Origin of the sequence: Brevibacillus sp. FSL L8-0520 (assembly GCF_037963895.1) — a bacterium.
Lineage (GTDB): Bacteria > Bacillota > Bacilli > Brevibacillales > Brevibacillaceae > Brevibacillus > Brevibacillus borstelensis.
The window spans coordinates 2092501-2113463 of record NZ_CP150171.1 but is presented as its reverse complement, the minus strand read 5'-3'; the positions used below and the strand labels follow the sequence as shown (position 1 = coordinate 2113463).

Annotated in this window: 17 protein-coding genes, 9 tRNA genes and 1 rRNA gene (1 of these 27 running past the window's edge); 7 read left to right on the top strand and 20 right to left on the bottom strand. The window is 52.5% G+C overall.

The window, feature by feature from the left end:
- Positions 1 to 67: 67 nt before the first annotated feature.
- Together NSQ24_RS10520 and NSQ24_RS10515 are read left to right on the top strand one after the other, a co-directional pair.
- Positions 68 to 2239: an exo-beta-N-acetylmuramidase NamZ domain-containing protein gene (locus NSQ24_RS10520; protein WP_003387479.1), complete on the top strand. Its 2172-nt coding sequence runs from the start codon at positions 68 to 70 to the stop codon at positions 2237 to 2239.
- 92 nt (positions 2240 to 2331) lie between these two features.
- Positions 2332 to 2475 carry a hypothetical protein gene (locus NSQ24_RS10515; protein WP_003387480.1) on the top strand — a complete coding sequence of 48 codons (144 nt, stop codon included), beginning with the start codon at positions 2332 to 2334 and terminating at the stop codon, positions 2473 to 2475.
- 75 nt (positions 2476 to 2550) lie between these two features.
- Here NSQ24_RS10515 and NSQ24_RS10510 read toward each other — a convergent pair whose 3' ends face one another.
- Complete coding sequence (locus NSQ24_RS10510; protein WP_251237706.1) at positions 2551 to 4125, bottom strand: acyl-CoA synthetase; 1575 nt, start codon at positions 4123 to 4125, stop codon at positions 2551 to 2553.
- Between the two features lie 567 nt (positions 4126 to 4692).
- On the opposite strand from NSQ24_RS10510, the gene NSQ24_RS10505 reads away from it, so the two are divergent.
- A complete protein-coding gene (locus NSQ24_RS10505; RefSeq protein WP_003387482.1) occupies positions 4693 to 5001 on the top strand; it encodes a DUF3817 domain-containing protein in 309 nt (102 codons plus the stop codon).
- 102 nt (positions 5002 to 5103) lie between these two features.
- On the opposite strand, the gene NSQ24_RS10500 is transcribed toward NSQ24_RS10505, so the two are convergent.
- From NSQ24_RS10500 to NSQ24_RS10470, 7 genes are all read right to left on the bottom strand, one after another.
- Positions 5104 to 5192 (bottom strand) — tRNA-Ser (locus NSQ24_RS10500).
- A 156-nt stretch (positions 5193 to 5348) separates the two neighbouring features.
- Entirely contained in the window at positions 5349 to 6767 is a 1419-nt protein-coding gene (locus NSQ24_RS10495; RefSeq protein ID WP_003387484.1) for an aldehyde dehydrogenase family protein, read from the bottom strand.
- An 81-nt stretch (positions 6768 to 6848) separates the two neighbouring features.
- Complete coding sequence (gabT, locus tag NSQ24_RS10490; RefSeq protein ID WP_031931728.1) at positions 6849 to 8210, bottom strand: 4-aminobutyrate--2-oxoglutarate transaminase; 1362 nt, start codon at positions 8208 to 8210, stop codon at positions 6849 to 6851.
- Positions 8211 to 8255: 45 nt separating this feature from the next.
- Positions 8256 to 9527 carry a peptidase gene (locus tag NSQ24_RS10485; RefSeq protein WP_003387487.1) on the bottom strand — a complete coding sequence of 424 codons (1272 nt, stop codon included), beginning with the start codon at positions 9525 to 9527 and terminating at the stop codon, positions 8256 to 8258.
- A gap of 12 nt (positions 9528 to 9539) precedes the next feature.
- Positions 9540 to 10217, bottom strand: a complete 678-nt coding sequence (locus NSQ24_RS10480; RefSeq protein WP_003387488.1) for a 3-oxoacid CoA-transferase subunit B — start codon at positions 10215 to 10217, stop codon at positions 9540 to 9542.
- Positions 10199 to 10891: a CoA transferase subunit A gene (locus NSQ24_RS10475; RefSeq protein ID WP_003387489.1), complete on the bottom strand. Its 693-nt coding sequence runs from the start codon at positions 10889 to 10891 to the stop codon at positions 10199 to 10201. The genes NSQ24_RS10480 and NSQ24_RS10475 overlap by 19 nt, the downstream gene beginning before the upstream one ends.
- Positions 10892 to 10909: 18 nt before the next feature.
- The gene (locus NSQ24_RS10470) at positions 10910 to 12262 is read right to left on the bottom strand and encodes an aspartate aminotransferase family protein (RefSeq protein WP_003387490.1); all 1353 of its coding nucleotides are present in this window, start codon (positions 12260 to 12262) and stop codon (positions 10910 to 10912) included.
- Positions 12263 to 12405: 143 nt separating this feature from the next.
- On the opposite strand from NSQ24_RS10470, the gene NSQ24_RS10465 reads away from it, so the two are divergent.
- Positions 12406 to 13965: a PucR family transcriptional regulator gene (locus NSQ24_RS10465; protein WP_243015020.1), complete on the top strand. Its 1560-nt coding sequence runs from the start codon at positions 12406 to 12408 to the stop codon at positions 13963 to 13965.
- A gap of 15 nt (positions 13966 to 13980) precedes the next feature.
- Here NSQ24_RS10465 and ablB read toward each other — a convergent pair whose 3' ends face one another.
- The gene (ablB, locus tag NSQ24_RS10460; RefSeq protein WP_024985116.1) at positions 13981 to 14820 is read right to left on the bottom strand and encodes a putative beta-lysine N-acetyltransferase; all 840 of its coding nucleotides are present in this window, start codon (positions 14818 to 14820) and stop codon (positions 13981 to 13983) included.
- Positions 14821 to 15167: 347 nt separating this feature from the next.
- Here ablB and NSQ24_RS10455 point away from each other — a divergent pair, with 347 nt between their 5' ends.
- Positions 15168 to 15896, top strand: a complete 729-nt coding sequence (locus NSQ24_RS10455; protein WP_024985115.1) for a glycerophosphodiester phosphodiesterase family protein — start codon at positions 15168 to 15170, stop codon at positions 15894 to 15896.
- Positions 15897 to 15951: 55 nt separating this feature from the next.
- Here NSQ24_RS10455 and NSQ24_RS10450 read toward each other — a convergent pair whose 3' ends face one another.
- The 4 genes from NSQ24_RS10450 to NSQ24_RS10435 form a co-directional block, all read right to left on the bottom strand.
- Positions 15952 to 16911: a TIGR01212 family radical SAM protein gene (locus NSQ24_RS10450; RefSeq protein ID WP_024985114.1), complete on the bottom strand. Its 960-nt coding sequence runs from the start codon at positions 16909 to 16911 to the stop codon at positions 15952 to 15954.
- Positions 16912 to 17177: 266 nt separating this feature from the next.
- Positions 17178 to 18416 carry a glycosyltransferase family 2 protein gene (locus NSQ24_RS10445; protein WP_003387495.1) on the bottom strand — a complete coding sequence of 413 codons (1239 nt, stop codon included), beginning with the start codon at positions 18414 to 18416 and terminating at the stop codon, positions 17178 to 17180.
- Positions 18417 to 18671: 255 nt separating this feature from the next.
- Positions 18672 to 18748: transfer RNA gene (locus NSQ24_RS10440), tRNA-Glu, on the bottom strand.
- 33 nt (positions 18749 to 18781) lie between these two features.
- A tRNA-Leu gene (locus NSQ24_RS10435) sits at positions 18782 to 18863 on the bottom strand.
- 543 nt (positions 18864 to 19406) lie between these two features.
- Here NSQ24_RS10435 and NSQ24_RS10430 point away from each other — a divergent pair.
- Together NSQ24_RS10430 and NSQ24_RS10425 are read left to right on the top strand one after the other, a co-directional pair.
- Positions 19407 to 19721, top strand: a complete 315-nt coding sequence (locus NSQ24_RS10430; RefSeq protein ID WP_003387497.1) for a hypothetical protein — start codon at positions 19407 to 19409, stop codon at positions 19719 to 19721.
- A gap of 200 nt (positions 19722 to 19921) precedes the next feature.
- The gene (locus NSQ24_RS10425; protein WP_024985113.1) at positions 19922 to 20182 is read left to right on the top strand and encodes a hypothetical protein; all 261 of its coding nucleotides are present in this window, start codon (positions 19922 to 19924) and stop codon (positions 20180 to 20182) included.
- Positions 20183 to 20402: 220 nt separating this feature from the next.
- Here NSQ24_RS10425 and NSQ24_RS10420 read toward each other — a convergent pair.
- The 7 genes from NSQ24_RS10420 to NSQ24_RS10390 form a co-directional block, all read right to left on the bottom strand.
- Positions 20403 to 20479, bottom strand: a tRNA-Arg gene (locus NSQ24_RS10420).
- A 6-nt stretch (positions 20480 to 20485) separates the two neighbouring features.
- Positions 20486 to 20559, bottom strand: a tRNA-Cys gene (locus NSQ24_RS10415).
- 4 nt (positions 20560 to 20563) lie between these two features.
- Positions 20564 to 20639, bottom strand: a tRNA-His gene (locus tag NSQ24_RS10410).
- A 22-nt stretch (positions 20640 to 20661) separates the two neighbouring features.
- Positions 20662 to 20735 (bottom strand) — tRNA-Trp (locus NSQ24_RS10405).
- A gap of 1 nt (position 20736) precedes the next feature.
- Positions 20737 to 20813 (bottom strand) — tRNA-Met (locus NSQ24_RS10400).
- A gap of 9 nt (positions 20814 to 20822) precedes the next feature.
- A tRNA-Ser gene (locus NSQ24_RS10395) sits at positions 20823 to 20913 on the bottom strand.
- A 48-nt stretch (positions 20914 to 20961) separates the two neighbouring features.
- Positions 20962 to 20963 (bottom strand): 23S ribosomal RNA (locus NSQ24_RS10390); it runs 3005 nt beyond the window's last position.

Genomic DNA, 20963 nt, shown 5'->3' with positions numbered 1-20963 from the left:
ATTTGCTACAAAAACACGCTACAATGAACATACATCGACGACATTTTTCCCGAAAGAGGCCGAAGCTATGAAACGATTTATCCCCTTCCTCATTCTTGTCCTGATTTTAACCCTCATTCCTCCTGGTGGAAGCTTTGCGAACACTTCTGCGGTTCTGCTCGGAAGCGACGTGCTATTTGACCAATTTCACCATGTCATCAAAGGAAAAAAAGTCGGCCTTGTCACAAATCAAACAGGTGTAAGCAGTCAAGGGATCAGCACGATCGACCTGCTTCGCCGGGACAAATCGGTGACACTGGCGGCTTTGTACACACCGGAGCACGGTCTGGACGGGAAAACACCGGCCGGCAAATACGTTGCCTCCTACCAGCATCCCGTCTACGGCATTCCTGTCTACAGCCTCTATGGTTCGACAAGAAAGCCCACAAAGCAAATGCTCGCTGGCATTGATCTTTTGCTGGTCGACTTGCAGGATATTGGAGCCCGTACCTATACGTACATATCCACTCTCCAATACTGCATGACGGCGGCAAAAGAGCAGGGCAAACCGATCATCGTACTGGACCGGCCCAATCCTGTTGGCGGAACCATTGTCGAAGGGCCCGTTCTGGAATCTGCCTACCGCTCATTTGTCGGTGTGGACACCCTCCCGATGGCACACGGGATGACAATCGGCGAGCTGGCGCAATTTTTCAACCGCAACATCGACGCAAACCTGACCGTTATCCCCATGAAAGGTTATACGCGTCAAATGCTGTTCCAGGATACCGGACTTCACTGGATTCCGAGCTCTCCGCGAATACCGGATCTGGCTGCTGTATTCGGTTATATGGCAACCGGCCTGGGAGAAGGAACCGGAATCGTCCAGGCTGACAATTTCCGCTGGATCGGCGGCGAAGGGATCGATTCGGGCAAATACGCTGATCTGTTAAACGGAGCGCTGCTGCCTGGTGTCGTTTTTCTCCCCGAGAAGAAAGATTCAAAAGGCGGCGTCCGGCTCCAGATCACCAATCCTCATCTGTTCAATCCGGCCAAAACGGGGATTTACGCTTTGACCTACGCTCATCAATTGAATCATTTCAAGGTTCCGAAGAGCGGAAAGACAAAAGTGATGTTTGATCTGGTGATGGGAACAAACAAAATCGGCCAGTACCTGGAGCAGGGGCTGTCCCCCAAACAGATTGAGGAGAAGTATGCAAAAGATCTGGAAGCATTTCGCAAGCTTCGCAGCAACTATTTGATCTACAATGACCAGCCTTACGTTCCTGTTCAGCCCATTCAATCAAAGAAGGGCATTTCACAGGCAAAACCTGCTGCTCCCGGCAAGCCAGGTCCAGCCAGCTCACAATCGCAGACGAAGCCGACAGCCCAGACGAAGCCAGCCGCGCAAACGCCTTTGCCGAACCAATCAAACAACAGCACTGCGACAGCAACGCCAACTCCAGGGTCTGGCGGATCGGCAGGACTGCCCGAGTCTAAACAACCGTCTGTGGCGGGACAACCGAAGCCGGTGGCAAAACCCGCCGTACCTTCAGTTCCGTCAGCCGACCAGACGCCAGCTAAGCCGGGCGGCAGTCAGACGCAGGAAAAAGTGGCGTATCTGACATTTGATGACGGTCCTTCTCCAATTACAACTGAGGTGCTGGACATCCTCAAGGCCCATGACGTCAAGGCGACCTTTTTCGTCGTAGGGAAAAGCGTGCCGGGACACGAAGCGATCTTGAAACGGGCGATTGCCGAAGGGCATGTCGTAGGAGGACACACATACTCCCACAACTATCGCACGATTTATAAAGATCTCTCCTCCTTTTTCGCCGATCTGGAAAAAGGCAATCAACTGATCGAAAAGGCAACAGGAATCAAGCCGACTGTCTTTCGGTACCCAGGCGGCAGCACCAATACCGTCAGCAAGACCTACCAGAACGCAGCGCTCTACAATAACCAGCATACGGTGATGAGTGCCATCAAAACGGAGGCTGCCAAACGCGGCTATACGTTTATTGACTGGAATATCACAAACGGGGATGCCCGCAGCAGCAAGTATACGCCAGAAACGGCCTTGGCAAATATAAAGGCGCAGGTAAGAAATCAGAAAGAAATTGTCGTACTGATGCACGACGCCGCGACCAAGAGCGCAACGGCCAAGTCCCTTCCAGCCGTAATCCAGTTCCTCAAAGAACATGGTTACCGCTTTGAAACAATCCATGCAGAGAAATCCACAGTAGCCACTGTGAAATAATGGCGACTCGACAACCAACTCATTCGTGAGTTGGTTGTTTTTATTCCGGCAACAATATCATTGACGATCATCTACATGGGGAGGAACATCTGGTGAGCTACACCTGCTACTATTGTGAGCACGAATCCGAAACGGCACATCTCATCACGTTCTTTCAAGGGACAGAGGAAAAGAACGAGCTGCTTTGCAGTTCCTGCTACGCTGATTGGCTCGAAGGCCTGAAAGTAGAACCGTAAAATCATGGGAAAAACCGCCTGATCGATCAAGCGGTTTTTTCGCATTCTTTATCCGTTTTGACAAGGCTGCCTTTTTTAGCTCTGCTGCGAGGCCAGACTCTCGTACTTTGCCCGCAGTTCCCGTTTTAGTATTTTTCCGCTTGGATTGCGCGGGAGGTTTTCTGCCAGGACGATATGCTTCGGAGCTTTAAACGCAGACAGTCTGGCTTTGCAAAAGTCAAGCAGCTCTTTGGCAGTCAAGGCTTCTCCCGCTTTGGGAACGACGACTGCGGCGACCGCCTCGATCCAGTATGGATCAGGGATTCCGATCACGGCTACTTCAGAAACAAGCGGGTGCTGGTAGATCACCTCTTCTACCTCCCTGCTTGCGACGTTTTCTCCACCCGATTTGATCATATCCTTTTTTCGGTCAACGACAGTAATATATCCTTCCTCGTCCATGACGCCGAGGTCACCGCTGTGGAACCAGCCTCCCTGAAAGGCTGCGGACGTTTTTTCTTCATCGCGGAAGTACCCCAGCATAGCATGGCTGGTTCGGTGTACGATCTCCCCCACCGTACCGCGGGGCACATCCTGGCCGGAATCGTCGACAATCCTCGTTTCCACATTCAGAGACGGTCTGCCGGCGGAGCCAGCTTTGCGGATTTGATCCGCGGGCTTTAGGACAGTAGCGAGCGGGGCTACCTCTGTTTGGCCGTAAAAATTCCAGAACTGCGCGTTCGGGAGCCTCCGCCCCAGCTCTTTCAAGATTTCGACAGGCATGATTGCTGCTCCGTAGTAGCATTTTTTTAATGAAGACAAGTCCCGCTCCGCAAATTCAGGAGAACGGAGCAGGGCGATCCAGACGGTCGGGGGGCAAAAGAGCTGTGTCGCCTTGTACTCCTCGACAGTTTTCAGCAGGAGCGCAGGCTGTGCCTGCTCCAAAATAATTCCGCTCGCACCGAGGTAGACGTACGGCCCCAGGAAGCAATGCAGCTGGGCGCTATGGAAAAGCGGGAGAGCGTGGATAGCGACATCGTCTTCGGTCATTCCACCGTCGATAATCGTACTGACGTATTCTGTCAGCACACTCTTATGCGTCAGCATGACTCCTTTTGGCCTGGATTCCGTCCCGCTGGTGTAGAGAATATGCACAACATCGTCATCCTCCAGTTCCAGCTCCGGCTCCTCTGTACTCGATTGGGCGAGCTGCGTACGGAAATGGCCCCAGTCATTTGCCTGCTCTGTTTTTTCGGAGATCGAGCATCTCAGGACCGGAGAACAGCCTGATCGGCGAATCGCCTCGTCGGCGACTGGATGGAATTCCTGGGAGGCAAAGATCGCTTTCACATCGGCATGTCCCAGAATAAAGGCCACGTCGTCAGCGTTCAGCATGTAATTGATCGGGACCATAATCACTCCCGCCCTGGCGAGGGCAAAGTTGAGAATGACAAAATCCATTGAATTGCGGGAGAGCACAGCTGCCCTGTCTCCCTTTTGCAGTCCAGACGCCAAAATCATATGCGCTGCCTGATTGGCCAGGATGTCCAGTTGTTCGTATGTAAGCGCCTCGTTCCCAAAGCGCAATGCAATCTTCTGCGGAAATCTGCCTCGGCTTCTGCGCAAAATATCTCCCAGCGTATTCCTTCTCGCCCGCTTAATTTCTTTCATGGACATCCCTCCGTCATTTTTCCTGCCTCTATTATACAACGAATATTCAGAAAAATAGAATCATTATTCTTTCCCGATATATCCATGCAATGTAAAAAACCCCTGACTCGAAATCAGTCAGGGAGAAGAACTCAAGGTTATGAGGTTGTATCTATAGTATAGTATATATTCGAGTATATACTCAACCGGGATATATTAGTAAACGGAAACAAGCCGCACCTTGGACAAATTCTTTTTGCCCGAGCGCGACAACTCCCGCTTTCCATATTTGCATGGTTTCAATCCGGTCCGTTAACCTGCCTACTCCAATCAAAAAAAATGCGGCGACCCGATCTGCATTAGTAAGTCGCCGCAGCCCCCAAGAAGTTTAGTCTGAGTGCTTACCTACAGAATATATCAAAGGGTACATACCATGCGATATGAAGTCGATGGCTACGGAAGAAAGTTTTGGTTTTTGCCATAAATGTATCGCAAAAATTTCAAAATTGCCTATGTTCCATTGATACATGCCCTTTAACTCGATAGAATAAGTGGAGACTGGTTCTTTACTCACTGGAGGTGTTCCCCTTGCTAAAAACGCCCCTTGGCCGTCTTCGTTTTATCGGCCTCATCGAAGGAATTTCGTACCTCGTCCTGCTTGGAATTGCCATGCCACTGAAATATTTTCTGGAGATGCCAAAAGCTGTGACGATTGCCGGTTCCTTGCATGGCGTGTTTTTCGTATTGTTCATGCTGGCACTCGCCCATGTCTTTTTCGCAAACCGGTGGTCGATCCTGCGGGCGCTCGGCGCGTTTGTCGCGTCTTTGATCCCGTTTGGAAATTTTGTTCTCGATGCACAATTGAAAAAAGAAGAAGCTTCCATGAAGCGATCATAAAGGAAACGCTTGACGACCTTCTCCCGTCAAGCGTTTTTGAATAGATGGGGTATCTGAAAAAAAGAAAAAACAGGTGCAAGACCTGTTCGCAGTGCTTTCTTATGGCGGAGGGAGAGGGATTCGAACCCCCGTGACGTTGCCGCCTAACGGTTTTCAAGACCGCCCCGTTATGACCACTTCGGTATCCCTCCGCATGGTTGAACAAGTTATACTATAACATACTCATTCCACTGAAAGCAACCGTTTTTTACAAAAACGAGCTTCCTCCAAACGGGGAAGCTCGTTTCCTGTACCGGCCTCAAAACAGCTGTCAATTGCCTTTGACAGCAGCTTTCTCTTCCTGAAACCTATCGCTTCACGACAACCAGCTTTAACTCCGTTAGCTCTTCGATCGCGTATTTGATTCCTTCCCGGCCCATGCCGCTTTCCTTGACACCGCCGTAAGGCATATGGTCGACGCGGAAGGTCGGGATATCGTTAATCATGACGCCGCCAACATGCAGCTCATCTGCCGCTTTCAATGCGAGTGACAGGTTTTGCGTGTAGAGTCCGGCTTGAAGGCCGAAACGAGAATCGTTTACGAACTCAATCGCCTCCTCTACAGAGTCCACCGGATTGATCAGGACGACCGGTCCGAATACCTCCTGGCAAGACAGTTTGGCGTCTGCCGGAACTCCTGTCAATACGGTAGGCTGCAGCACCCGTCCATCTGCTTTTCCTCCGCATTCTACCCTGGCGCCTCTCTCCCTGGCTTCCTCGATCCAGGCCAAGGCCCGATCCGTTTCCTTCGGAGAAATCATCGCGGAGTAGTCTGCTTCCTCGGACAGAGAGTCGCCGCCGACCAGCTTTTTGGTCTCCGCCACAAAGCGCTCCACGAATGTCTCGTATTCATCCCTGACCACATAAATCCGCTGTACGGAGATGCATACCTGTCCGGAGTACGCAAATGCGCCAAAAATACAGCGCGGGATGACCTCGTCGAGATTTACCCCTTTATCGATGATGACGGCAGAATTGGAGCCCAGCTCCAACGTAACCCGCTTGAGTCCGGCCCGATTGCGGATGTCGATGCCGACAGCCGGGCTGCCGGTAAAGGTCAGTGCTTTCACCCTCGGGTCTGTCACGAGGAGATCGCCTACTGTTGCTCCGCTGCCGGTCACAACATTTAGTGCTCCCGCTGGCACTCCGGCCTGCTCGGCAACCTCCGCCAGAAAATATGCGGAGAGAGGCGTCTGGGATGCCGGCTTGAGCACGACGGTGTTCCCTGCAGCCAATGCCGGACCAACTTTATGGGCGACCAGATTCATCGGGAAATTGAAAGGAGTGATCGCGCCAATCACGCCCAAAGGCTCACGCACGGTGTATGCAAGGCGCCCTTCTCCTCCGATGGCGGCATCCAGCGGCAGTGTTTCGCCGTGAATCCTTTTTGCTTCCTCCGCAGCGAATTTGTAAGTCTGTATTGTACGGATCACTTCGCCGCGAGCGGTTTTGATCGGCTTGCCTGCCTCCAGCGCAATGATTTTGGCAGCCTCCTCCAGCCGTTCGTCCATGATGAATGAAATTTTCTCCAGAATAGCCGCACGCTGATAAGCAGGCATGCGCCGCATTACCACCGAAGCCTCCTGAGCTGCGGAAATCGCCTTTTCTACCAGTTCGGCGTCCGCCTGCGCGATTTCCGCTATCTGTTCCCCGCTGTAGGGAGCGTAGAGCGGCGCGTAGTTTTTGGCCTCCACCCACTGCCCGCCAATGTAGCACGCTTTTTTCATCCATCCAGCCTCCCTCTCATCGACTCTCCTATGAGTTTTCCCGATATACGTCTTTCAGTCCGCGCTATTCTAGCCATTCCTTTATGCTTGTGAAGGCGTACACAGTTCCTCTAACACTTTCTCCATCACACCCAAACCTTCCTCCAATTGTTCGTCGTCAATCACGAGCGGAGAGAGAATCCGGATGACATTGCTGTAAAGACCGGCCGTGAGTACGACCAACCCGCGCTGGCAGCAGGCTTGCGCAATTTTTGCCGTCAATTCCTTGTCTGGCTCTTTGCCTGATTTGTCTTTGACGATTTCGATAGCACACATCGCTCCAATGCCACGCGCATCTCCTACCTGTTCAAAGCGTTGCTTGAAGCCTTCGAAGCACTGCAAAATCCTGGTTCCGATCTGGTTGGCTCTGTCCATGAAGCCTTCCTGCTCCATCATTTCGATCACCTTCAGAGCGGCGATACACCCGAGCGGACTGCCTCCATATGTTCCGCCGATCTCCCCTGGATTGGGAGCATCCATGATCTCGGCCCGGCCAGTAACTGCACTGATCGGCAGCCCGGCCCCAAGCGATTTGGACATGACAATCAAATCAGGCTCTACGCCGAAATGCTCCATCGCAAACATTTTGCCTGTGCGGCCAAAACCCGTCTGGACTTCATCGGCGATGAACAGGATGCCGTGCTTCTCGCAGATTGCTTTTACCCCTTGGACAAAACGCTTGGACGGTACCACGAATCCGCCCTCGCCCTGAACTGGCTCCATAATGACGGCCGCGACTTCATCCGCAGGCACTTCACCCAGGAAGAAGTCTTCGAAGCGTCTCAGCACTTGTTCGTCGCATTCTTCCGGAGTCGTTCCCGGCGTTGCACGGTAGTAGTACGGATAGCTCATCTTATACACATCGGGAGCAAACGGGCCGAACTGGTATTTGTACGGACGCACTTTGCTCGTAAGTGACATCGCCAGCAAGGTACGGCCATGGAAGCCGCGTTCAAACGAAATAATCGCTTTTCGCCCCGTGTACTTTCTGGCGATTTTGACCGCATTTTCCACAGCTTCCGCACCGCTGTTAAGGAAGAATGTTTTCTTTGCATGCGTCCCTGGCGTGATTCTGTTCAAAGTCTCGGCCAGTTTGACGTACGGCTCGTACATCATGACGTGAAAGCAGGTATGGATATACTGATCAAGCTGTTCCTTCAGGGCTTCCACCACCGCAGGCGGGCAGTGGCCGGCATTGATTGTCCCGATGGCTCCGGCAAAATCGATAAACGTATTTCCGTCGACATCAGTCAGAAGCGCTCCTTCCGCCTTCTGGACAAAGGTCGGCAAGGTGTTGAACGGACCGCGCGGCACATGGCTTTCCTTTCGTGCCAGAAGCTCCTGAGCCTTTGGTCCCGGAATCTGTGTTTTGATCTGAATGTACTTTGTAGTCGTCGAATCCATTTTTGATCTGCTCCCTTCATCCCTTTTCTCTTTATCAAGACCACATCATTTTGTTTCGTAGCCGCACCACTCCATAAGCGTCAGGGCAAATATCTCCGCGCAGCGGAATACTTCATCCAGCTCGACGGATTCATTCGGATAATGGGCGACTGCCGTTGTACCCGGGCCTACGATAATCGCAGGAGTATCGGCCAAGGTTGTCAGCAGCCCGCCATCCGTTCCCCATGGCGATGCCTCCACGACCGCCCGCTCACCGGTTACCTTGAGGAATTGATCCTGCAAAATCTCCATCAGTGGATGATCTTCACCCACGTCACCAGGCACCCAGCGGGCCCCGAACCACTCCAATTCAACCGGATGCTCCGCGAACCACGGGTCGTCATGGGCAAGCGCTGCGAGAGCTTCTTCCATTTCTCGTTTCGCAGCTTCCATCTTCTCGCCCGGGGCTACCCCCATCCGTCCCTCCAGCTTGACGAGATCGGCTACGGAAGACGGCCATTTTCCACCCTCAATCACGCCGAGGTTGATCGGGATCGGGATCGGCAGCTTTGCGTAAAGCGGGTCGACGATTCGATCATTGCGCTCTTTTTCCAGCTTGCTGATCGCGGTGACGACCTGCATGCTTTTCTCGATGGCGCTGACTCCTTCGTAGCGTGTGCCTCCGTGTGCAGAGCGGCCTTTCACCGTCAATCTGAACCACATCGAGCCTTGCTGCTTGGGGAAGATCTTCATGTTGGTCGGCTCCGGAATCAATGCCGCATCCGCTTTGTATCCGCGTAGGATTGCAGCGAGTGTCCCCGCTCCGCCGCTCTCCTCCTCCACGACGCTTTGAAAGATGACGTCTCCCTTCAGCCGGATGCCTAGCGCTTGCAGGACCTGAATCGCCAGCAGCGAGGAGAGGTTGCCGCCCTTCATGTCGGTGGAGCCGCGCCCGTACAGTTTCCCCTCCTCGATCTCGCCGCTAAACGGATCGTGTGACCATTGCGCAGGGTCTCCGGCAGGCACCACGTCCACGTGTCCGTTCAAGATGATCGAGCGGCCGCCGCCGGTTCCCTTCCAGACGCCGACGACATTCGGACTGCCTGAAAATTCGCTTCTCGGCGATACAAAATAGGGATGCTTCAGCAGCTCCTCTCCTCCCATCACCCAAAGATCCACTTCCATTCCCATGGCGTGCAGTCTTTGCGCGATTTTTTCCTGGATGGAACGCTCTTCTCCCTGAACACTCGGCTCGCGAACCCACTCCTGCAGAAGTTGCGTTGCGGCAGCCCGTTCCTTCTCGATCTGCTCCCGTATCAGCGCTTGCCAGTTTGTCATCGGTATCCTCCTTTATCGGAAAACTCTGACCTCTTCGTCCATTTTCAGTTCCGCTTCTGTGGCTCCGATCACGTCCGCCACCGTATAGGGGTGCATGACTTCTTTCAAATACAAGCCATCCTCCCGAACCTCCATCACTGCCATATCGGTGATGATCAGATGGGCTGCGCCTACGGCAGTCAAAGGGAGGGAGCATTCACGCACAATCTTCGACCTCCCGTTTTTGTCCAGATGCGTCGTCAACACCATGACCTTCTTTGCCTTCTGCGCCAGCTCCATCGCGCCGCCCATGCCGGGCACGCGCTTCCCGGGCACGATCCAGTTGGCGATGTCTCCGCGCTCGCTGACCTCCAGAACGCCGAGAATGGTCATGTCCAGCAGACCCCTGCGAATGATGGCAAAAGCGGTGGCGCTGTCAAAAAAGGAAGCGCCGGTCGCCAGTGTGACGGGAAAGCCGCCGGCATTGCACAGCATCGGATTTTCTTCTCCCGGAGCGGGGCTCGGACCCGTGCCGAGGATGCCGTTTTCCGCGTGAAACAGAACCTTTTTGTCCTTTGGAATGAAGTCTGCAACCAACGTGGGAATGCCGATTCCCAGATTGATGATCATGCCGTCCTCGATCTCCTGCGCCGCTCTCCGCGCGATCTTCTCACGAAAGCTTTCCGTTTCTTTTACTTCTCCCACGCCCATTGCCAGTTCACCCCCTCGCTTTTCACGATGTAGTTGACGAAGACGCCAGGTGTGACGATCTCTTCCGGATCAAGCGCTCCGATCTCCACGATTTCGTCAGCTTCGACGATCGTGATATCGCCCGCCATTGCTACCAATGGATTGAAATTGCGGGCACTGGTGTCGTAGACGAGATTGCCGAAGCGGTCCGCCTTTTTCGCATGTACGATGGCTACCTGCGCAGTCAAGGGCGTTTCAAGCAAATATTCCTTGCCCCCCACCAACACCTTTTCCTTGCCTTTTTCCGCAATGGTGCCGATGCCGATATCGGATAAAATTCCGCCCAGACCCACTCCGCCAGCGCGTACACGCTCTGCGAGGATGCCCTGCGGACAAAATTCCACCTCCAGCTCTCCAGCAGTCATTTGCGCCCCGGCATTCGGATTGGAGCCGATATGCGAAGCGATCACTTTCTTGACCCGCCGCTCTGTCACCAGCTTTCCTACGCCGATATGTGGGAATGCCGTATCGTTGCTGATCAGCGTGATGTCTTTGATTCCTTTGTCGAGAATGCCCTGGATCAGGGTAGGTGGATTGCCTACCCCGCCAAAGCCTCCCGCTATCAGCGTCATTCCGTCATGAAAATGGGCGAGTGCTTCTTCGACTGTGATTACCTTGTCAAACTGGTTCGCCATGTGTCCTCCTCCCCTGGATCAGGTCAGTTGCATTTCCTGTCTCATTTCTTCCTGTACACGCTGAACGGACTTTTTCAGCAAGTCTACAAGCTCGTCAATTTCCTCTGTCGTAATCGTCAGCGGCGGCGAAAGGATGACCGAGTCGCCCGCTACGCCTTCCAATCCTCCTGTCGCCGGATAGACGAGCAGGCCGTTTTCGAACGCCCGGGAAATGACCCGCGCTGCAACTCCCCTGGAAAGCGGGAACGGCTCCTTGGTCCGTTTGTCTTTGACGAACTCCAGACCGCACAACAGCCCGAGACCGCGCGCTTCTCCGATAAGCGGAGACTCGTCCGCCAGCTCCCGCAGTTTTCTGAGCAGGTAGGCTCCCTGTACAGCTGCCTTCTCGACCAGGTTGTGCGCTTCCACGTAGCGAAGCACGGCGAGCGAAACGGCTGCGGACTGCGGGTTCGCGCTGTACGTGTGTCCGGCCATGATCAGACCGGAGCCGCGTGTAATCGTATCGATGATCTTTTCCGTGGCCATCGCTGCTGCCATCGGCGTGTAGCCCGCGCTCATCCCCTTGCCGAGCGTTATCAGGTCAGGCTTGACGCCCCAGTGGTCAATCCCGAACTTCTCGCCCGTCCTTCCCACCCCCGTCATGACCTCGTCGGCAATAAACAGGACGTCGTATTTGTCGCAAATCTCCCGAATGCGCTGGAAGTAGCCGTCAGGAGGCACGACAGCGCCGCCAGAAGCGCCGATGACCGGTTCGGCGATAAAAGCCGCTACCTGCTCCGGACCGACCCGCAAAATGGCCGTCTCCAGCTCATCAGCACAAAGCCTCGCGTACTGCTCCAGGGACATGCCATCCGGTCTGCGGTACGGATACGGCGGCGAGATGGCCGGATAATCAGCCAACAGCGGAACGAACCGCTTGCGGCGCAGCACATGCCCGGACATCGACAGCGCCCCCATCGTAATGCCGTGATAGCTCATCCAGCGGGAGATCATTCTCGTCTTCGACGGTCTTCCCTGCTCCTGCCAGTATTGAATCGCGATCTTCTGCGCCGTCTCCGTCGCCTCGGAGCCGCTGTTGACGAAAAAGCTCCAATTGAGCTCGCCCGGAGCCCATTCGGCAAGCTTGGCGCCCAGCTCTTCGACTGCCTCGCTGCTAAAGTGCGAACGGTACGCAAAAGAGACCTTGCGTGCTTGCTCCGCCATCGCTTCGGCAATTTCCTCGACGCCGTGGCCGATGCTGGCCGTTACCGCACCGGAACAACCATCGATGTATCGTTTGCCCGACGTATCGTACAGGTAAATCCCTTTGCCATGGGAAACCCGGGGATACTCTTTGCCAAGCTCAGGCTTTATGACATAACTTCTCTGCATGCTAGCCACCTCTCCTTCTCTCTTCCCTTATCGTAGCGAATGAGCATGACGGTGCCATTCGACTGCCTGGAAGAAAAAGCGTGACAAAGAGACGGAATGTTTTATACATTTTGTATAAGAGATTCGTAGGGGGTTCGAAAAAAATGACGATCACCATACGCGAAGCGCTGAAGCTCCCTGACATGGTTCAAACTCGTTTGGTCGGTGGCGCAGAGGGCTTGGACAATCCCATCCGCTGGGTGACAATTGTAGAGGTATTGGAGGACGTAGGACGTCTGCAGGAAGGCGAGTTTTTGATCACGACCGGCTTTGGTCTGGCCGAAGACGCGAAGCGCAGGGCCTCCCTCATCCCGGCGCTGGCCAAGCAAAAACTTAGCGGCATCGCCTTTCATACCGGCTTTTATTTGCGGGAAATCCCTGTTGATTTGATCGAGATGGCCGACCGCCACCACCTGCCGCTTATCGAAATTCCCGTTGAAATGAACTTTTCAACGATTACCAAAGCAATCCTACAACCTATCGTCAATCGGCAATTCGAAACGCTCGCCTATTCGCAAGCCATACACCGTCAGATGATTGAAGCCGCCCTCTCCAAAGGCGGACTCCGGGCAATCGTGGAGAAGCTGGCGTCACTGACAGGCGGCCGCGTTTCTTTGACAGACGCGCTCGGATTCAAGGTTTACGGCAATCACGAAGGGGACGCTGGACAGCAGGCCGATCGAAGCGGCAAAGACCAGGAAAAAGAGCAAATCCATACGGTTGAAATTCGGGCCCATCGCGAGAAGTTCGGGACACTGCGATTGGCCAAGCCGAGGGAAGAGTGGAAAGATCTGGATGATGTAGCGCTGCAGCATGCCGCTACGCTTTGCGCGATGGAATATATCAAAGAAAACGCGGTAGCAGCGACGGAATGGAGACTAAAAGGAGATTTCGTGGAAGAGCTGCTCAGCGGCACAGAACTGGCTCCTGCCGAACTGGAGAGCCGCTGCCGCATGCTCGGCTATCCGTTGTCCGGTGCTCACTTTGTCGCGGCCGTGCAGGTAGAGGCCTCTGTCGACCGCTCTTCCTTTGAGCTTCATCAGGCCTGCATAACACTCATGAAGCGATTGTTTGACTCGCACAATCGCCCCTATCTGCTGCGGGAGAGACCACACTCTTTGTTATTCATCATGCCGCATGACCAGACCAGTCTTGCTTTGCTGGAACAGTTCGCTGCCCGTTGGGACAGGCTTCATCGCGAGCACGACCTGCGAATTGGACTGAGCTCCCCCCGCGGACGCCTGACCGAACTGGACGAAGCCGTGCAAGAAGCGCTCTTTGCCCTGCAGGCCTACCCGCTGCTGGTACGGTCTCCCGCTCTGCTGTCGTACCAGCAGATGCAAGGCTATCAGTTTCTCTTTCCGTACCATCACAAAGCCGAAATGCTTGAGGCGATCTGGAAGCCGTTTCTGGAGCCTCTGCTGCGCTACGATCAGAAGCATAAGCAGCAGCTCCTCGAGACGCTGGACATGTACCTTATGCATAACGGAAATGGTTTACAAACGTCTCAGGCTCTATATATTCACCGGCACACGCTCACATACCGGCTGGCTCAAATCAGAGAGAAAACAGGCTGTGATTTGGACGACGCCCACCAGCGATGGCAGCTGCAACTGGCGCTGATGGCGCGCCGGCTGCAGGAACAGCTCTTTCCGCCGGAGTAAGGAACGCGGGAAGGGCTACTCCCGGGTCGGGCGGAGCGATTTCACCCATATATTCATGTCTTCATAGCCGGAAAAGATCGTACAGTTGTTTATCAAACGGCCTCGATAAGCATAGCCGTGTTTTGCCGCTGTAATATTCATTCCAGCCGATTGGGCGCGGGTCAGGGTGTACAAGTAATAAATGCCCTGCCCGTTCATCTTTTCTTCCAGCGCCGTAAAGATCGGCTGAAGCAGCCCTTTCCCCGCGTGGTCCGGATGCGTGGCACAGTCCGTCAATTCCGCCGAACCGAAACGCTCTGTCACTTCCGCCGAGGCCGCACAGGCGATCCGTCCATCATGCTCAGCGACGATATAGTAGGTTGATTCCCTCATCGTCTTTCGAACGTATTCTGGATCATCCATGGGGGTCGGATAAGTAGCAAACACCGTCTTATACAGACTGGCAAGCTCCTCGGCATCTTCTTCGGTTGCCTCGCGCAAGCTGTACCCTACCGGCAGCGTTTTTGTCTCCGGGCGCTTGGACAAGCTGAGCTGCAGGATCTCCTCCTCCGCAAGATGGTGCATGGAGGTGGCCCGTTCCTCTGTCAAAAAGCTGGCGAGCATGTACGCGTTTTCTCCCTGAAAAAAACCGTCGATCACTCCTTCCTGGCGGTAGCCGAGTGAAAGCCAGGCCGGCACATCCTTTCGTTTTGCGTACACAATCAACTTTGTCGCTTCAGACTGTTGGGCGCATTCGATCATTTTCCCGTGCAAGTCAGTAATGGCTTCCGGGTCATAAACATGTACTTTCACCCGTTTGTTCCGGTGATCAATAACCAGATCTCCTGTTGAAATCATCGCAGACACATCAAGCATGACTAACCGCCCCTCCCGTTGTTTCTCTTGCTGCTATTGTATCATGTCGCTCAGATCATTCATCCTCCAGACTGTACAAAACTGCGTAGGTATTTGGCGAGTGCCAATCACGACAGGCAGACATAGGATAAAGTACGCTAGACTGCCGAGAGGAGAGAATCAGATGAGCTGCAGCCGGAACAACAACAGTACCCTTATACTGGTCCTGTTCATTTTGCTCGTTATCGTGCTTTGCTCATGTACGTAAATACCATTGCGCCCCTCTCTTCTGGTAGTAGCGAGGGGCGCAATACATATGTATGTAATAGGACCACTTGTGCAGGACCGAACGGAAGGAGGAAGCTCTCTTGACACCACTGATCTACGCTCACCGCGGTGCTTCCGGCCGCTATCCGGAAAATACGATGGAGGCTTTTCGCGCCGCTGTGCGACGTCGCGCAGACGGGATTGAGCTGGATGTTCAGTTGAGCAAGGATGACAAGGTGGTCGTGATTCATGACCACCACCTCGAGAGGACCACCAACGGACGTGGAACCGTGCGGCAGCATACATGGGAAGAGCTGAAAAAATTTCGCGCTGACAAGGCCGTTCCATCACGCCAAAAGCACATCCGAATCCCTACTTTGCGCGAGGTGCTCCACACATTTGCCCCGACGAAACTGCGTTTTTGCATCGAGCTCAAAAACTTCTTCTTTGCCCAACCCCAACTGGAGGAATACGTGATCGGGCTGATCCGACAATACGATTTGACGAGCCGCACAGTTATCTCCTCTTTTAATTTTGACAGTCTGCTTGCTGTCAAAGAGCTTGATCCCAATCAGACGACCGCCTTGCTGTATATCGGGCCGCTCCATAACCCTTGGGAGGTCGGGAGCCGGTATCGCGTCGACGAATTGCACGTACCCAAAGATCAATTGACTTCCGCGTTGGTCAGCAAGGCAAAAGAGAACGGATTCCGCGTCGTCGGCTGGACCATTAATTCAACTGCCGGCATACGTGATGCCGCCAAAATGAACGTTGACGGCATCATCACCAATTACCCGGGCAGAGCGAGAAAAGCCCTGCACAAACCATGAGACGAAAAGAGGGCGCCCCGCCAACCGTCAGAGACGGTTGAGGACGCCCTCTTTCTTATCGAGAACACGGTGTATGAAACTTCCCTTGCCAACTGTTTCTGCGAACGAGCTCGGCATCAATTCCGTTCAACACTTCCCATTTTTTACGGCTCCACATCGGACCGATGAGAAGATCAGGTGGTCCATCTCCGGTGACACGGTGCACGATCATCTCCGGCGGCAAAATCTCCAGTGTGTCGGCCACCAGCTTGGTGTATTCCTCCTGTGTCAAAAATTCCAGCAGACCAGCCTCATACTGTTTGACCATCGGAGTCTTGCGCAGCAAATGCAGCAGGTGGATTTTAATGCCCTGGACATCCAGATTGGCCACCGCTTTGGCCGTCTCCATCATGTCTTCGTGCGTTTCGCCCGGCAAACCGTAGATAATATGCGAGCAGACGCGGATGTTATGCTTCCGCAGCTTTTCCACGCCGTCCAGGTAGCACTGATAATCGTGCGCACGGTTAATCAATTGTGCGGTCCGTTCATGGATGGTCTGCAAGCCGAGCTCTACCCATAAATACGTTCGTTCATTCAGCTCGGCCAAATATTCGACAACGTCATCCGGCAAACAGTCAGGGCGTGTGGCGATTGAAAGTCCGACGACTCCCTCCTGTTTTAGTACGACCTCATACATCTCGCGCAGCTCTTCCACGGGAGCATAGGTATTGGTATATGCCTGAAAGAAACCAAGGTACTTCGCTTCCGGCCATTTTTGATGCATTCTGTTTTTCACGTCATGGAACTGTCTTTCCAGATCCATCCGTCGGTCCCCGGCAAAGTCTCCCGATCCCCTGGCACTGCAAAACGTGCAGCCTCCCGTTGCGACGCTGCCATCCCGGTTCGGACAACTGAACCCCCCGTCCAACGGCACTTTAAACACCTTCTCCTGAAATGTTTGGCGGAGATGGTAGTTCCATGTATGATAACGTTTGTCGCCCCACAGTTGCGGGGTGTCCAACGGTTTTATTTGCATATTCATCATCTTATCTCCCTTCTTGGCGGCCATGCTCTTCGAATCCACTCTCGGTTGAAACCTCGTCCACAATCCTGCCCGTAGCCTCCTGAGAAACTGTCCAACAACTCATTATATACGTTTCGCGATACCATAACCGCGGTTCTTTTGCATAAAGTGTTTCAGATGCGACTTCTCCATTATACCAGACAGATAGGTCGAGAGGGGAAGCGCAATACAGGAAACCACAGGGCACGTTTTCCCTGTGGTTTTACATTTACGCTGTGCTATTGTTGAATCTCTTCGATGCGTATCGCACGAGTATGCGATGTGTGGCTCCACACTTGGTTCTTCTTTGTAAAAAATGCATAAAACATGATCGGCAGCCATGTCAGGAAGAAGAAAGGCAGCAGCAATAGCCCAAAGTACCCTTTCCACGGCACTTTATCAAGATAGAGCGCAAGAAGCGGCAGCATGTAGAAGACTGCTGTCGAGCCATAAACAAGCCAGGTTGGCAATATGGTTGCCGCCGGCATGAGCATCTCGATCTCCAAAAAGCGGCCCAGGAACAGGATCGACATCATCGTTACCATCAGCACATACATCGGCTGAAACAGGTAAAATGCCGCATCAAGCATGCCTAGTTTACGTTTGAGCAGGCCATTCTTCAGCACCGAACCGATATAGCGGCCGGCCACATCGTAATGACCCTGCATCCAGCGCAAGCGCTGGCGCATAGAAGCTTTCAGGTCGATCGGCTTCTCATCCCACACCTTTGTATCATGGGCCCATGTCGGGTAGATCCCCCGCTCAATACAGCGGGTGGCAAACTCCAGGTCTTCCGTCAAGCTGGTAGCTCCCCAGCCCATCTCTTTTAACAAGTTGCTTTCAATGCAAAGCCCTGTTCCTCCCAAAGTGTTTGGAAGTCCCAGATTGTGACGTGCCAATTGCCACATGCGGTTTGTGAACCAGTAAGTCACAGCGTATGAAAGCGTAATCCACGAATCAAATGGATTTTTGGAGTCAAGGTATCCTTGGATGACCCGTGCTCCTTTACACAAGCGGTCATTCATGACACGTAAAAAGTTCTTTTCTACCAGGTTGTCAGCGTCAAACATCACGACGGCATCATATTGCTTAGGCCTTGCCCACAGGTTTTCCAGCATCCATTCAATCCCGAATCCTTTGCCTCGCTTCGACGTGTCAAAACGCTCACAAGCATAGGCTCCATGCTGACGTGCGATCTCGGCTGTATTATCCGTACAGTTGTCACAGATAACAAAAATATCGTACATCTCGCGCGGATAATCCAGCTTCTTCAAATTCTCGATAAGCGGCGCAATTACGGCGCTCTCATTGTGTGCTGCAACCAGGACGGCAAATGTCTTTTGTGGCTCATGTGTAACCTGCTCCTTTTTACGGAACAAGCCCGCACATGAAACAAGTGTCTGGTACGTACTTACTACACCTACCGTACTAGTAAATCCGATGAACAGTCCCTCAATGATCTCTTTCAATTCACTCATGGATTCTTCTCCTCGACCTAAATCTTATTTTTTTCTTGATTCAGGCAGTGTTTTTCCAAATTTTTACTCTTCTCTCTCTCTCAATTGGGAGTGTACCTCAAAATTCAGTATATCGCAATGACCCAAAAGTGGGAAAAAAAAGAGGCACTTCTATCACCATTCCCACCTTTATTCGGTTCTATTCGAATCCATGCCAGTAAGCAGAAAAAAAAGCCTTCGGAAAAGGCTTAGTCTAAAACCCGTATGCCAAAAAAGTGGTGACCCGTAGGGGATTCGAACCCCTGAATGACAGCGTGAAAGGCTGCTGTGTTAAACCGCTTCACCAACGGGCCAGATTGCAGGATTTCTCCCGCTTCAGAACATAATGCGGTCGGCGAGACTCGAACTCGCACGGGTCGCCCCGCCACCCCCTCAAGATGGTGTGTCTGCCAATTCCACCACGACCGCAGGTTGATAATAGAAAGCCCTAGGAAGATGCGCATTCCCGACCTACTGGCTTTAAAAGCAAGAGCGCTTTGCTGATCTCCGAATACCTCATATAAGCCTTTTCATCATACTTGAAGGTGACTTATGGTCCCGAATGATTCCTGCAGATTCACTCACAATTACGAAGTATACACGGTTGTAGTTTTCGAGTCAATAGGAATTTTGGTACTCCTCGTTTCTCTTTATACTAATGTGTTTTCGACACGAATCCTAATTCTTCGTACTACTTCTGCTTGCTCTTACAAAACGACAGCCCTACCAATAAAACAACTGGAACCGACAGGAATGTCGAAATTTCGACATGTATTCGACTCATTCACTGAATAATCTTCCTGACCGTAAAAGTAATGAAGTAGCAGGAGCGATTCTAACTTTTTCAAAATCTGAGACTCTTTATAACAATTGGAAAAACAAAAATAGTAATTTCCTAATATATACAATTATTAGATAACAGTTATATTATAAAAATGTAAGAAAAATACAATTTTCTGGGAGGAATCGCTTATGTGGAAAAAATTGAGTGCTGGGGCTTTCGCTTTTGTTTTTGTTCTTGGCAGCAGCATCACTCCGACATTTGCAAAAGTATCCGTAGATTCAACTAATCAAGCAGTGACTGAAGCTTCTCGTAGAGTCGTGTATGTTGGCAACTGGGATACAAAATACGGCAATGACTATGAGTTCACAGAAGGAGCCAACCTGGTCGGAAACGTAGTATTCGATGGCAGAAAGCTTACGTTTCAGTTCCAGAAGCCTGGATATGTAACGCTCAAAGTATGGGATGACGGCGGCGTTAGCATCTACTCCTACTCTGTCAAATAATGAATGAATGACCTTTTCAAGCCACTGGCATGTCGTCAGTGGCTTTTGTAACGGCCAGTATCTTTGGCTGATCCAGCTGCTCTCTGATCTAGCTGCCGTCTGCTCCAGCTTCCGTCGATGGAAAAAGACCTACTCTTTTGGATATAAATGACCCTTTCAGGTCAAACTGAGTGTACATTTGTTCTTTATGGAGGTAATCCATGATTCCGGATGACATCAAACGTACCTTGCATGACATCAGGTTAATTGGAGGCGGGGTCAAGAAATACGAGCACCCCGACGATTGGCAGCTAATCCGTAACCTGATCGGGGAGAAAATGAATGTAGACTTGTCCGATGCAACACCTGAATATTGGGATGAAATCAGAGCATCTCTTGAGAAAGAGAAATCCGAGGCCACTCAGATCGCAGATAAGCGGTATTTTGGCGGACTATACAATTACAATCCTTTTGTCGATTGAATACCCACCAACTGTCCCCTCTTTCGGAAGGCACGCATCGTTTGTTCGTTTCTTCGTTCGTTTTCTTCTTCCTCGTTTCGCCCGGATGTCTGGGTGTTTCATCATCCGACAGAAACGGCATCCGTAGAACACTCATCTTTGCGAGACCCATAGCGGAAGTTGACGTCAAAAAACCTCCCATGGACTTAAAAAAGTCTACGGGAGGTTTTCTTTTAAGAGATGGCGTCCCAGGAGAGATTCGAACTCCCGACCGACGGCTTAGAAGGCCGTTGCTCTATCCTGCTGAGCTACTGGGACGTGATATGGAGGGAGTACCCGGATTTGAACCGGGGGTGAAGGTTTTGCAGACCCGTGCCTTACCACTTGGCTATACTCCCATATTGGGGCGATCGATGGGACTTGAACCCACGAGTGCCGGAGCCACAATCCGGTGCGTTAACCACTTCGCCACGACCGCCATGTACAAAACCAAATCCATTTGGCAGGGGCAGTAGGAATTGAACCCACACCAAAGGTTTTGGAGACCTTCGTTCTACCTTTAAACTATACCCCTATGGTAGCGGCGGAGGGGCTCGAACCCCCGACCTTTCGGGTATGAACCGAACGCTCTAGCCAGCTGAGCTACACCGCCATGCGGATATGGCGGAGAGTGAGGGATTCGAACCCTCGCTACGCTTACGCGTACTAACGGTTTAGCAAACCGTCCCCTTCGGCCTCTTGGGTAACTCTCCGTATGGTATGTACCTTCAAAACCGGATATGCATGCTGCAAGGATTTGTGT

Excerpts from the sequence above, each read along its gene's own strand:
- gabT (WP_031931728.1), bottom strand. The coding sequence starts at position 8,210 with ATGGATTCGACGACTACAAAGTACATTCAGATCAAAACACAGATTCCG.
- NSQ24_RS10485 (WP_003387487.1), bottom strand. The coding sequence starts at position 9,527 with ATGACAAACTGGCAAGCGCTGATACGGGAGCAGATCGAGAAGGAACGG.
- NSQ24_RS10445 (WP_003387495.1), bottom strand. The coding sequence starts at position 18,416 with ATGAGTGAATTGAAAGAGATCATTGAGGGACTGTTCATCGGATTTACT.
- NSQ24_RS10470 (WP_003387490.1), bottom strand. The coding sequence starts at position 12,262 with ATGCAGAGAAGTTATGTCATAAAGCCTGAGCTTGGCAAAGAGTATCCC.
- NSQ24_RS10510 (WP_251237706.1), bottom strand. The coding sequence starts at position 4,125 with ATGAAAGAAATTAAGCGGGCGAGAAGGAATACGCTGGGAGATATTTTG.
- NSQ24_RS10520 (WP_003387479.1), top strand. The coding sequence starts at position 68 with ATGAAACGATTTATCCCCTTCCTCATTCTTGTCCTGATTTTAACCCTC.
- NSQ24_RS10465 (WP_243015020.1), top strand. The coding sequence starts at position 12,406 with ATGACGATCACCATACGCGAAGCGCTGAAGCTCCCTGACATGGTTCAA.
- NSQ24_RS10495 (WP_003387484.1), bottom strand. The coding sequence starts at position 6,767 with ATGAAAAAAGCGTGCTACATTGGCGGGCAGTGGGTGGAGGCCAAAAAC.
- NSQ24_RS10450 (WP_024985114.1), bottom strand. The coding sequence starts at position 16,911 with ATGCAAATAAAACCGTTGGACACCCCGCAACTGTGGGGCGACAAACGT.
- NSQ24_RS10425 (WP_024985113.1), top strand. The coding sequence starts at position 19,922 with ATGATTCCGGATGACATCAAACGTACCTTGCATGACATCAGGTTAATT.
- ablB (WP_024985116.1), bottom strand. The coding sequence starts at position 14,820 with ATGCTTGATGTGTCTGCGATGATTTCAACAGGAGATCTGGTTATTGAT.
- NSQ24_RS10430 (WP_003387497.1), top strand. The coding sequence starts at position 19,407 with ATGTGGAAAAAATTGAGTGCTGGGGCTTTCGCTTTTGTTTTTGTTCTT.
- NSQ24_RS10475 (WP_003387489.1), bottom strand. The coding sequence starts at position 10,891 with ATGGCGAACCAGTTTGACAAGGTAATCACAGTCGAAGAAGCACTCGCC.
- NSQ24_RS10480 (WP_003387488.1), bottom strand. The coding sequence starts at position 10,217 with ATGGGCGTGGGAGAAGTAAAAGAAACGGAAAGCTTTCGTGAGAAGATC.